Genomic DNA, 12,510 nt, shown 5'->3' on the forward strand with positions numbered 1-12,510 from the left:
CTTAGCGACGATATTGGGCCAGGAAGGCCGCACTTGGGTCGGCCACTAGGGCTTCCAGGATATCAATCACTGCTTGCGATTCATTATCGCCAATTTGATAACGGCAGATAGCCAATAAATCTGGATCGGCGTTGCCCATGGCTAGGCTATAATCGACCACTTCCATCATGGTCTGGTCATTGAGGCTATCACCGAAGGCCATGGTCTGGCTGGCATCCGTCTGCAGATAGTCTTGCAGGTAGCGGATGGCCTTGCCCTTGCCCCCTTGGGGACTGAAGACATCAATCCAGCGACCACCACTGGTCACCGCATGCCCCTCTGGGAAACGTTCATTGAGAATTCGCGTCATGACCTTATTGTCAGCTACGCTACGCTTACTCATAACCGATAGTTGAAGAATGGCTTCTTCTGGATTGAGGTCACGGAAATTAACCAAATGATCAATATGCGGATGGTAGAGACGGAAATGATCCAAGGCATCCTGATCTTGGGTCACGGCATAGGAGCCACAGTCGGTCATGACTAGACAGAAGAAATCTGAGAACTCATTGAGGAAGTCAATAATGGCTTCGGTCGTGTCGTAGTCCAAGGCGCTATAATGAAGGCCTTGCTCTTCTACCATAATGGCGTTACCGTTAGTCGAGGCAAAGAGCAGTTCCTGACGTAATTGGTCATCAAAATAGCCACGCAACTTAGGATAGCTATTGCCTGAGGCAATACAGACACGGGTTCCGGCTTCCTTAAGGGCATGAACTGCCCGCTCAAAGCGATCCAAATCAAAGGACTTGTCCCCTCTTAAGAGGGTACCGTCCATATCAATGGCGATTAATTTCATTGATTCTTGTCTCCTTCACACTTGATTAAGGGAGGCGATTGCCTGCACTCTTGTAGATGTCATACCATTCTTGGCGAGTCATTTGCACACGTTCAGCCTGGGCTATCGCTTCAATCCGTTTTGGGCTCATGGTCCCCACAATCGGTTGGAAGCCTGCCGGATGGCGCAAGAGCCAGGCAATGACCATGGCTTCGAAGGCCACACCATGTTGCTTAGCGCCCTGACTTAAGGTCTCGGTCAAGAGCTGATAGTCAGGATGGGTCATGAAGACTCCTTGATGCAAGTCTACCTGGAAGGGCGACCATGGTTGGATGGTCATGCCCTTGAGGCGACAATAATCCAGAATGCCCCCATCCCGGTTAATGCCTGCGACTTCTCGCATATTAACGTTGAGGCCGGCATCAATCATGGGAGTGTGGGCAGGCCCCAACTGCAGTTGATTAATAATAAGGGGCTGGCTTACACTGGCCTGTAGCAACTCCATTTGATAGGGATTCTGGTTGCTGACGCCGAAATAACGCACCTTACCGGCTACATGCAAGCGATCGAAGGCGGCTGCCACCTGGTCCGGCTCCATAAGGGCATCAGGCCGATGTAGGAGCAAGACATCCAGATAGTCGGTCTTGAGGCGTTTGAGAATGCCGTCTACCGAATCCAAAATATGCTGGCTGGAAAAGTCAAAATATCCTTCCGGCAGGCGAATCCCACATTTGGACTGGATCAGCAGTTGATCACGCGGAATACCTAGTTCCTTGACAGCTTGAGCAAAGCGGACTTCCGACTCGCCCCGGCCATAGATATCGGCATGATCGAAGAAATTAATGCCAACCTGGCGGGCAGTCTCCAGAACCTGGCTAGCTTCTTGTAGCGAATGGGAGACCATGCGCATGCAACCTAGGGCGATGCGACTGGCTCCGGCTAAGTGACGACCAAGACATAAGGTTTCCATGATAGCGACTCCTTTATTGGCTAGCGTAGGAATAGGACAACAAGGTCTTACTTCTTGAACATACCGGTAATCCCGCGGGATACCACACGGCCTACTTCACGACCCACTTGGCCGACTACGTTCTTCATGAAACGATCCAAGAGATTGTCTGTCTTGCGACCACCAGTGCTAGTTGATTTCTTGCTAGTTTTTGCCACGTCTTCATCCTCCTCTTCTTCTGCTTCTGCTGCCTCTTCGGCTTGAGCGGCTGCTAGGAGGGCCGCTTCCTGTTCTTGGGTTTGTTTGAGAATGACTTCATGGGCACTCTCACGGTCAATAGCTTCACCATACTTGTCATCCAATGGTGAGCTATTCATTAGGCTAGCCTTAACGGTTGGGTCGATGGTCCCTAAGAGACTTTGCGGCGGGTAAATGAGTACCCGGTCAGCCAGGCTAGGGCTCCCATCTTCCGTCAGGGTAGACACCACGGCTTCCCCTACCTTGAGTTCTTGAATGACCTTGGCTAGGTCTTGGTTGGCTTCTTGACGGAAGGTGTCCGCTACCGTTTTAACGGTTTTGAGTTCCTTAGGCGTAAAGGCCCGCAAACCATGCTGGATGCGGTTAGCCAATTGGCTGGCTACCTTGTCTGGAATATCGGTTGGGTTTTGGGTAATGAAGTAAACCCCGACCCCTTTGGACCGAACTAAGCGGACAATGAGCTCAATCTTCTCTAATAAGACTGCCGGCGCATCCTTGAAAAGGGCGTGGGCTTCATCGAAGAAGAAGACCAACTTAGGTTTATCCAAGTCCCCGACTTCCGGAAGGTTCTCATAGAGCTCGGCCAAGAGGGCCAAGAGCACAGTCGCGTACAAGGTTGGTTGGTTGAAGAGCTGTTCCGCATTGAGGATGTTGACAATCCCACGGCCATCGCTGTCTTGGCGCATGAGGTCGGCAATCTCTAAGCTTGGCTCGCCAAAGAACTTGGCAGCCCCTTGTTGCTCTAAAATAACCAGAGAGCGTAAAATCGCCCCAACTGAACGTGCTGGAATGTTACCGTAGTGTTGGCTTAATTCGCCAGCATGAGCGGCCACATAGTTAAGCATAGCCCGCAAGTCCATGAGGTCTATCAGCAAGAGACCTTGCTTATCGGCCACATCGAAGACCACGTTGAGAATGGATTCTTGGGTTTCATTGAGGCCCAAGAGACGGGTTAGCATGACAGGCCCCATATCGGAGACGGTCAAACGCAAAGGCGTCCCGTTCTCGCCTTTGACATCCCAAAGTTGTACAGGATAAGAACTTGGTTCATAGTTCTCACGACCTGTCTGAGCCAGGCGCTCACTGACATCGGTATTGTTGGCTTGAGCCAAGGACATAAGGTCCCCCTTGATATCAGAGAGGACGACTGGAATACCTTCTTGGCTTAACAATTCGGCCAAGACCTTAAGGGTCACGGTCTTACCGGTCCCTGTCGCACCGGCGATAATGCCGTGACGGTTTAATTTATCAAGGCGAAGTTGCGCTGGATGCGCCCCTTGCCCGAAGGTGATGACTGAAGTCATGCTCTTTCCCCCTTTTTTCTTGATGACACTGGACAGTCTTCGTCCAGTTGCCCATTCTACTCTTATTTTAACATATCCATGGCCCGTAAGCGACCACAAAAAAGCCGTCCACAGGTAAATCCTGTCGACGGCCGTCCATCTTAAAATTGTGCGAAGAATTCCAAGGCATCTCCCGCTTGCAAGAGTTCCCCGTGTTCCTTCAAGATGGCTTCCTTGACGGTGGCTTCTTCCCCAAATTCCAGCATGAAGAGGAATTGTTGGTAGAGACCGTCTGGTTCATAATCACCAATCACATCGCTCAAGACCAGATAGTAGGCGCCATTATAGCGATAGAGGCTATTTTCAACTGGGAAGTCCCGTAGTTGACGTGCCAACTTGAGGAAATCATCCAAGCGATCGAAGCAGACAATCTCGGGCCCTACAGGTTCTTCTTGATCCTGGGCCTGTTCAATCTCGGCTTCAATCTCCTTGGTCAAGCCTTCTAGGACTTCTAGCTTCTCATTGACGCTGAGGTCTTCTTGATCTTGGGCTTGTTGCTTATCTTTTAGGGCGGATTTACGACGGTCCAAGAGACGTTTGAGGACTTCGTTCTCCAGCAAATCTTCTAGGCCATTACCACTGCTACGGCTAATGTAGAGTTCGAGGCCTCGATCGGATGGGATGACATGGAAAGTAACGGAATCAGATTCCGCGAATTGGTTCTCCACGTCCACCTCTTCCAGGATGGAGTAGAAGAATTGCTCAATGCGGGCATGGTTGCTAATCAGTTCTAGGAAGTTAATCCCTCGTTCTTCCAGATCTTCTGGCATAATCAAGACTTTGATGGTATCCTCATTGATACGTTCCATTTCCATAGTAACACCTCCTCTATTTCTTCATTATACTAAACTTTAGGCCAAGACGCTATCCTAATGTATTGTCCTAAGGGAAAAGAAAGGCGAGGCAGAAACAAGGTTCCGGCCTCACCTAGACTCTATTCATTACTCATTGACTAAGGCTTGCACCTTACGCAATTCCAAGGCACGCACTTCGCGTGGCAAGAAACGACGAATTTCATCTTCATTGAAGCCGATTTGCAGGCGTTTCTCGTCAATCATGATTGGACGACGCAAGAGACCTGGTTGCTCTTGCACAATGCGATAAAAGTCATTCAAGGATATTTCGCTAATTTCAATATTTAAGTCTGAATATGCTTTGGAACGGGTTGAGACGATATCTTCTGTCCCTTCTTCTGTCATACGTAAAATATCTTTAATTTCTTGTAGAGACAGTGGTTCCGAAAAGATATTACGTTCTGTGTAGGGAATTTGATGTTCTTCCAACCAGGCGCGGGCCTTACGGCATGAAGTACAACTTGGGGTCGTATATAACGTTACCAAACTAATCACTCCTTTTTTCAATAACCACTACGATTACTACTCTGCTATTATACTACCCCTAGCCCCTGATTACTATACTTTTTTTGAAATTTAACAATAAATCATACTTAAGACCGAGATTAGTTCATAGCTGTAAACAAAACTTCACAAAAAATTCATATACTCTTAGGGAATTCTTTAAAAGTCCTTGTTCAACCTCTCCTTGGCCGTCTTTTGCTAGGCGGGCGCCACATTGCTTTTGTCAATTAAGTGAAACTGCGTTATAATAATAGTAGCGAAACTAAGAGAGAATGAGGCTCGATTTGATGAAAGCAAAAATTTTTTCTGGCGTTCAACCTACCTCAGTTCCAACCATCGGGAACTACGTTGGGGCTATGCGCCAATTTGTTGAATTGCAAGACGACTATGACGCTACCTACTGTATCGTCAACCAGCACGCCATTACCGTGCCCCAAGACCCAGCCAAGCTCCACCAAACAACCCGTGAGTTGGCTGCCCTCTATCTGGCCCTAGGGATTGACCCTAAGAAGGCAACCATTTTCGTTCAGTCTGATGTCCCAGCCCACACGCAAGCAGCTTGGATAATTCTCTGTACGACCGGCTTGGGCGAATTGGAACGCATGACCCAATTTAAAGATAAATCCACCAAGCAAGAAAGTGTCAACGCCGGCTTGCTCTGCTACCCTGCCTTAATGGTGGCAGACATTATTCTCTATGATGCAGCCTATGTGCCAGTGGGCGAAGACCAGAAGCAACATTTGGAGTTAACCCGTAACTATGTGGACCGCTTCAACCAACGCTACGGCAAGGGCAAGGAGCTCCTAGTCAAACCTGAAATCATCACCCCTAAATCCGGTGGCCGGGTCATGAGTCTGCAGGACCCATTCAGCAAGATGAGCAAGTCCGATACCAATGCCAAGGCGACCATCTCCCTCCTAGATGATCCTAAGACCATCCTGAAGAAGATGAAGAGTGCCGTCACTGACTCGGTTGGCCAAGTCAATTACGACCGTGAAAATCAACCGGCTGTCAGCAACTTACTAGATATTTTCTCTGCTTTTTCTGGCCGTTCAATTGACTCTCTGGTGGCCGAATATCATGAGGCTGGCTACGGGACCTTTAAGCAGGCTATTGCCGACAGTATTATCGCGACCCTAGAGCCAATCCAAGCGGAATATCATCGTCTCTTGACTTCTAGCACCCTAGACGACATCTTGGCCGACGGAGCTAAGAAGGCCAACCAACAGGCTAACAAGGTCCTAGCGCGGATGGAGAAGGCAATTGGCTTGACTTATCGCTAAAATTTGTGCTATAATGTTATATGTAGTAGATTGTTTTAATTATCAATAAATAAAAGGAGGTGACCCAAAATGGAATATGTAACTGATGTCGCTAAAGAACTCGAACAAGTTGTTGCCCAACTTAAGAACAAGCACATTCGGATGACGCCACAACGTCGCGCCATTCTGTCCTATATGATTCAGACACACAATCACCCTACCGTGGAAGAAATCTACCATGATCTCTTACCTGACTGGCCAAGCCTTAGTCTTGCGACCATCTATAATAACCTGTCTTTCCTAGTCAAAGAAGGTTATGTCAATGAGATGAAATTCTCTGATGTCACCAGTCGTTATGACTACATGGGCCTAAATGGCTACAACCATCAGCACATTATCTGTGAACGCTGTGGGAAAATTGCGGACTTCGCTATGACTAAGTTCCCAGATCCAACCGAAGACGTCCATAAACAAACCGGCTATACAACCAACCGGACTAAAGTCGAAGTTTACGGTGTCTGCCCAGACTGCCAAGGTCGCATCCGCGCCTGGTAATCACAGACGAAATCAAATGACGAGGACTAAGTCCTCGTCATTTTTGTATTCATAAAGCCAAAGGCAAGGGGCATTCCCTTGCCTTTTTTGTCTGATGCTACCAGGTCATACGGGACCGCGACATAGTCCGTAGGGCGCGGTTATAGTTGACGGCTGGTTTGAAGCCACTTTGATCAGTTGGCAGTGGATTGAGTCGTGCTTCCTCCAACTCTGGCAGACTGTCAACACGGCCTGACAGATAATCCTTCAAGCGCGAAATGACCGCCTGCGTCCGGGTCATCAGCCCGCCAATCCGATATTCTAAGATTTCCAAGCCAAATGGGTTGGCTTCTTGTAACCAGACTTGACGACGACTTTGTAAGACGCGGTCATAGTCCGCAATCAGTTGTGGCAAGCGACCGTGAACGAGTTCCGCTAGCGTCTGACGGTCGTGGGCATGATAGGCTTGCCAGATTAAGTAAGGCAGGTTCCATTTGTTAGCCAAGCAGAGGGCATAGTCGCTATAGAACTGGTTGACAGCTGGATTGCCACCCTCCATAGCGTCGAAGTCAACGGCTAATTTGGCCATACGAGCCCCATAGTCCACATCCATGGACTCAATTTGTGGCATAAACATCGGCAGTAGCAAATCTTGATAGAAGAAGTATTTAGAAGGCGTTACATCAATGCCTGCTAATTGATCCCATTCTGGCAACAAGTCTAATTCCCCTTGCTTGAGCCAGTCGGATAGGGATAAGCCGGTGAAAAAGCTTAACCATTGGCTAAACTCCTCTTCTACATAGTCAGCATGGCTGTCTAGGTAGGAATAGAGAACCAGGCCGAATACGGCCACTTCAAATGGTGACTCGGAACTGTCATCGCCCCAGGCTGTTGCCATGACTTCCCGGATGCCAGTTTGGCGGGCGGCTTCTAAGCCGGCCAGGCTGGCCACCAAGGTCTTACGGTGGTGCGGTGTGTAACCCGTCCAACGCCAAGCCCCGCCAGCAAAGCTGACTTGAGCCCCTAAACTACGACGTTGGGCGATTTTATCCAAGTAAGCTTGGGTGGTATGTTGGTAGTAATCCCAGTACATGAGGCTGATGCCCTCAGGAATGGCGATTTTCTCGTCTTCTTCCACTTGGTTATACCAAGAGAAGAACATGTCATCCCAAATGATTGGTTCCAGGTCATAGCGATCACAGAGGGTCTTCATACGGGCTAGGTGGTCCAACATAATGTCAGTCTTAGCTCGCAAGCCCACTTGATCCAGATAATGACCTCGCCCTAGGTCATAGGCTTCATCCATGCCTAAGTGAATGCGCTTGGTTGTGAAGCAAGAAGAGAGAGCGGCCAACATTTGGTCGATTAAGGTATAGGTCTCTTCCCGCCCTACGTGGAGGACGTCCGCCAAGTCTGCATATTGACTGTTAATATGCTCCCATTGGAAGAACTGGTTGAGATGGGCCAAGGTCTGCACACAAGGCACCAATTCAATACCCAAGTCCTGGGCGTAAGCATCCAATTCACGCAAATCGGCCTGGCTATAACGGCCTCGGAAGGCCCCAAAATAAGGTTGCTCCGGAATTTCATAGACATCTTCCATATAGAGCATATACCAACTGTGGCCTAAGACGGCCAAGCGTCTTAAGAGGGACTTAACATAGTCCACCTTGGCAACGGCATTGCGGGAGTTGTCCAGCATGAGGCCATTGCGGCTGAAGCTAATGGGCTGACTAAAGCTGCTAGTCTGGCCGGCTTGTTGCCGCATATTCCAGAGGGCCAAGCCATGGAAGAAATGTGGTAGGTCAGGCGCCACAATGAGGACGCCCTCTCCTTGGTCGGATACTTCTAACTTGCCCGCCGGGCCCGCTTGATAGTCAACCAGGCGGCCATCAGGCGCTAGGGATAGGTCTAATTCTGCTGCTAGACGCTGAACCTTGTCGCGCAAGGCCGCATCTTCAATCCAAATCTTAGTCATACTACTTACCCTTTCTTAAGGCGATAGGTCTTGATTTCATAAGGCGCAATCAGCGTAGAGGTCTCCTCTAGGTCCTCTTCTAAGAGGTTGACCGATTGCAGCTTGCTAGGCAAATAAGGTGCCAGGTCGAGCGTCTCTGAGGCATGGCTGACCAGGCGGAGAATCCAGTCTTGGCTATCGTTAGCTTGCTTGAAGGCTGTCACTTCAATGCCTCTTGGCAGGTCATTGACCTTGACAGGGCTAGCTTGCCAGTCAGCCAAATCTTGGCCTAGGCTAGCTTGCTTGACCAAGAGTGGGATGAAGATGGAAGCCCCGGTCGCAAAGCTTTGGCTTAACTGATCTTGGCCTTGCCAGAATTGGAGGTAGGCACTAGCTTCGTAATCGCCCAGACATTGGGCTTCTGGTGTTGGGAAGTAACCCCAGTCCCCTAATTCGCCGGTGCAACGCAAGCAGGTCAGATAGAGATAGGTTGCCTGGTCGTCGACGGTCACTTCATATTCAGGTAGCCCCTGTACGCTCACGGTCAAACCTTGACTCTCCCCAATGGCCACATTGCGGTGCAAGGCTTGCGGGTTGCTTGGGTTACGCCATTCAGGCGCCACATGGTTAGAGCGCCAGAGCCATTCATAGGCAGAGTCGACAAAGTGGCGGTCTGTCCGCTCAGGCAGCTTGAAGCCCAGACGTACCCGGTGATCCAAGACCTCATTGTGCCCTTCTAGGCGGATGGCCAGGCCCCGTGATTGAGGGGTGAGGCTGTAGGTCACGAAGATTTCAACCGGTACTGTCTCGTCGGCCCGACCAATTTGGCGTTCGACCACATCAATGACTTGTTTTTGTGCCTCTAGTAGGGCATAGTCAGCCGAAATTGGCACTTGAAGTTGATAGCCTAGGACCAGATGATCCGCCAAGCCATCATGGATGACCCGGGTGCTAATAAGAGCGTCGGCTTGGGTCAGGCGTTGACCTAAGGATTCGCGGAAAATATACTCATTGCCCACATCCCCAGTCTCTTCTAAGAGCCCTTGATCTTCATAGACCTGGCCGGTCACCTTATCAGTGATGGTAACGGAGCCGTTGCCTGCTAGGGCCACTTTGAGGTAGTCATTCTCGATGACCTCCTTGTCTTGGGCCCCACCTTCTAGTTCCAATTCTTCTGTCTTAGGCACCAAATAGTACTCAGCCAAGGACATAGCCGGCACGGTGGCTAGCCATTCCACTTCTAATTCGCGTGCGAAGTAGGCCCGGCGGAAGCGGTCATCTGGTAGGTCATAGTCGAAGTTAGCCCCTAGGTCCACAATGGTGGCAGGCACGACTTGGCCTTGGCCATCCACTAATTGATAGTCTTCAATGGCTAACTCTGCCATGCGTTTGTAGGCTTCCTTAACCGGATATTGACTGAAGAAGGCCCGGTCTAAGACGACTTTGCTGACTAGGCGACCTTCCTTGAGGCAATTGCTTGGGTTCCAGACCTGCAAGACATAAGGCTGGTCTGCCAAGCGATTTGGCGCCTTGACCTGCTGAGCCAAGAAGTCTAGGATGCCCCGCACTAGGGTCTGGCTAGCCGCTTCTACAGCTTCAAAACGTGACACCATGCCCCGGTGAACTTCGTCGATACTACAGCCACAAATACTGTCATGAGGATAGTTCTGCAGGAGGGTCTTCCAGATAAAGTCAATTTTATCGCTTGGATAGACGTAGCCGTAGCGGGTAGCTAAGGTAGCTAAAGGCTCTAGGACTTGCTCCAAGTAGTCAGACAGACGGGCTGAATACTGCTTGAGGTAGAGACGGGAAGAAGCGGTATTGGCTAAAGTATACCAGCCATCCGTTGCTTGCGAACGTAATTCCCCTTCCACCACACTTAATTGTGGTTGATTGCTTGCTAGGCTCGATTCTAGGGCTTCTTGATAGAGGGTAAAGTTGGAGTGGATGAATTCATAGTCTGGATAGAGCTGGTTGGCCAAGGCAATGGCTTTGGACAGATCCGCTTGGGCAGGTTGGTGGTCGCAACCGTTGAGCATGAGCAACTGGTCAGAGACCGCATAGCGCTCTGCATCGGCTAATTTCTTGTCCCAGAAGATTTTGGCTTGCTCAGGCTCAGCAGGGATTTCATTGCCGTTACTATACCAGTTAGCGAAGAGAATCCCCAGGACATCCGAGCCATCCGGACTCTTCCAGGTCAGCTCTGAGAAGGCCGACTGGAAGCTGCCTTCTTCAAAGGTCTGGTTGTCAAAGCCTGTTGGTTTGACCCCGCGACCAAAGGCCGCCACAGACATGCCCATGCCACGCGTGATTTGTGGGGTTTGGCCGGTGAGACCGAAGGTATCCGGGTAGTAACCTAATTGTTCGCCCTTAACCCCCCAGCGTTTGAGATCCTGATAACCAATCAGACCGTTACGAACGGTTGCCTCACCACTAATCAGGAAGGCATCCTGCAAGATATAGAAGGGCCCAATCCGTAATTTACCGGACTGAACGGCCGCCTTAAGGCGCGCTTCTTGGTGGGGACGAATTTGGAGGTAGTCGTCCAAGGTGATGGTCTGGCCATCCAGGTGGAAGTAACGGTAGTCTGGATCTGTGTCAAATAGGTCTAGGACTTGATCAATCAAGTCGACTAAACGTAGGTGGTGTTCTTCAAAGGGAAGATACCATTCCCGATCCCAGTGGGAGTGGGAAATGATATGAACGGTTTTCTTGCTCATTTTATTGCCTCATGTCTTTCTAGCGTTTAACGCGAATATCGAAGTAGTCTAAGAGGAGTTCGCAGAACATCATATTAGACCAGGAGAACCACTCCCGGGTGTAACGACTGTCATCGTCCACGTGGAAGGATTCGTGCATTTGGTTGGTGCCGGCATCCGTATTGACCAGCAAGTCTAAAATCCGAGCCTTCTCTGCCTTATGGCTGGTGGTTAAGCCTTCCATAGAGAGGGAAATCGGCCAGATATATTGATCCCAGGTATGAGAGGAGCCCAAGCCACTAGCTAATTTGCCACTGTAGTAGTAAGGGTTCTCTGGCGACAGAACGGTCTGGCGTGTGGCCACATAGATCGGATCGTCTTCTGAACAGAAGCCTAGGTAAGGTAGAGAAAGTAAGTTTGGCACATTGCCATCATCCATGATGCTGGCATTGCCTAAACCATCCACTTCGTAAGCATAGACTGCTTGCCCTTGGGCGTTTTGAATGATCCCATAACGCTCAATGCCGGCCTGGATTTGATCCTTAAGGGTAGCCGCTAGCTGGATTTCTTCTTGGCTCAAGCCCAGGAATGGCGCCAATTCTGCCACATAGCCCAAGACCACACTGGCAAATTGGTTGGAAGGCACCAGGTAGTGGTAGGTGCAACGGTCATCACTTGGACGGAAGCCAGACCAGGTCATACCGGTGTAGCCAACGGGCGAGCCCTTGCCATCAAAAGGCAGGGTGTCTTCTTGGCGGTCGGTGTCACGCACAAAACGATAAGGACTAGACCCTGCATGGTCTTGCTCTGTACGCCAGAGGTCTAGAATGGTCACCAAGCCCTTGCGCACGGTCTCTGTTAAGTGGTCGGTCCGGCCGCTGTTGACATAGAGTAGGTAAGCTAATTGAATGGCATAGGCCAAGCTATCGATTTCGTATTTGCGCTCCCAAATCCAGTCATTCATTTGCGTGTGGTCGGTCGCCCCGTGGCCTTGGCCATTTGGTTCCTTGTTGAAGGCATTGGTGTAAGGGTCAATTAAGATATAGCCAAATTGACGCTCGACCAAGCCGGCAATCATATCGTAGATGTCCTCATGCTCCTTAGCTAAGACCAGGTAAGGCCGTACTTGTGCAGTCGAGTCGCGTAGCCACATAGCCGGGATATCCCCGGTCACCACGAAGGTGGTGCCATCTTCTAGGCGTTCAATAGTCGTCTCTATGGTATTTAGGAAACACTCATGAAAGACCTCAGCCCAACGGGGATTGACCGCCCGCGCTTGATCACAAATCTTTTCCATATATTTTTTTAATTCAGTTGATACTGGCATTGCCATTTT

General features: G+C 50.0%; 10 protein-coding genes. 2 read left to right on the forward strand and 8 right to left on the reverse strand.

Annotated elements, in window-relative coordinates:
• Position 1: 1 nt before the first annotated feature.
• The 5 genes from GCWU000182_RS08040 to spxA all read right to left on the reverse strand — a co-directional run bounded on the left by GCWU000182_RS08040 (position 2) and on the right by spxA (position 4,704).
• Positions 2-835, reverse strand: coding sequence for a Cof-type HAD-IIB family hydrolase (locus tag GCWU000182_RS08040; RefSeq protein ID WP_023392318.1), 834 nt, complete (start codon positions 833-835; stop codon positions 2-4).
• Positions 836-860: 25 nt separating this feature from the next.
• The gene (locus GCWU000182_RS08045; protein ID WP_035364810.1) at positions 861-1,784 is read right to left on the reverse strand and encodes an aldo/keto reductase; all 924 of its coding nucleotides are present in this window, start codon (positions 1,782-1,784) and stop codon (positions 861-863) included.
• A gap of 47 nt (positions 1,785-1,831) precedes the next feature.
• Positions 1,832-3,325 (reverse strand): helicase HerA-like domain-containing protein, encoded by a 1,494-nt coding sequence (locus tag GCWU000182_RS08050; RefSeq protein ID WP_023392320.1) that lies wholly within the window; start codon positions 3,323-3,325, stop codon positions 1,832-1,834.
• Positions 3,326-3,465: 140 nt separating this feature from the next.
• Positions 3,466-4,179 carry an adaptor protein MecA gene (locus GCWU000182_RS08055; protein ID WP_023392321.1) on the reverse strand — a complete coding sequence of 238 codons (714 nt, stop codon included), beginning with the start codon at positions 4,177-4,179 and terminating at the stop codon, positions 3,466-3,468.
• 126 nt (positions 4,180-4,305) lie between these two features.
• Positions 4,306-4,704: a transcriptional regulator SpxA gene (spxA, locus tag GCWU000182_RS08060; RefSeq protein WP_035364812.1), complete on the reverse strand. Its 399-nt coding sequence runs from the start codon at positions 4,702-4,704 to the stop codon at positions 4,306-4,308.
• Positions 4,705-5,009: 305 nt separating this feature from the next.
• Here spxA and trpS point away from each other — a divergent pair, with 305 nt between their 5' ends.
• The gene (gene trpS, locus GCWU000182_RS08065) at positions 5,010-6,005 is read left to right on the forward strand and encodes a tryptophan--tRNA ligase (protein ID WP_035364814.1); all 996 of its coding nucleotides are present in this window, start codon (positions 5,010-5,012) and stop codon (positions 6,003-6,005) included.
• A 69-nt stretch (positions 6,006-6,074) separates the two neighbouring features.
• Entirely contained in the window at positions 6,075-6,539 is a 465-nt protein-coding gene (locus GCWU000182_RS08070; RefSeq protein ID WP_023392324.1) for a Fur family transcriptional regulator, read from the forward strand.
• 97 nt (positions 6,540-6,636) lie between these two features.
• On the opposite strand, the gene GCWU000182_RS08075 is transcribed toward GCWU000182_RS08070, so the two are convergent.
• The 3 genes from GCWU000182_RS08075 to GCWU000182_RS08085 are packed head-to-tail and all read right to left on the reverse strand — an operon-like array spanning position 6,637 to position 12,507.
• Positions 6,637-8,496, reverse strand: a complete 1,860-nt coding sequence (locus GCWU000182_RS08075; protein WP_023392325.1) for a beta-N-acetylhexosaminidase — start codon at positions 8,494-8,496, stop codon at positions 6,637-6,639.
• A 5-nt stretch (positions 8,497-8,501) separates the two neighbouring features.
• Positions 8,502-11,195, reverse strand: a complete 2,694-nt coding sequence (locus GCWU000182_RS08080; RefSeq protein WP_023392326.1) for an alpha-mannosidase — start codon at positions 11,193-11,195, stop codon at positions 8,502-8,504.
• Between the two features lie 19 nt (positions 11,196-11,214).
• On the reverse strand, positions 11,215-12,507 hold the full coding sequence (locus GCWU000182_RS08085; protein WP_023392327.1) for a glycoside hydrolase family 125 protein: 1,293 nt from the start codon (positions 12,505-12,507) through the stop codon (positions 11,215-11,217).
• Between the last annotated feature and the right edge of the window lie 3 nt (positions 12,508-12,510).

It is taken from the genome of Abiotrophia defectiva ATCC 49176, assembly GCF_000160075.2.
GTDB classification, from domain to species: domain Bacteria; phylum Bacillota; class Bacilli; order Lactobacillales; family Aerococcaceae; genus Abiotrophia; species Abiotrophia defectiva.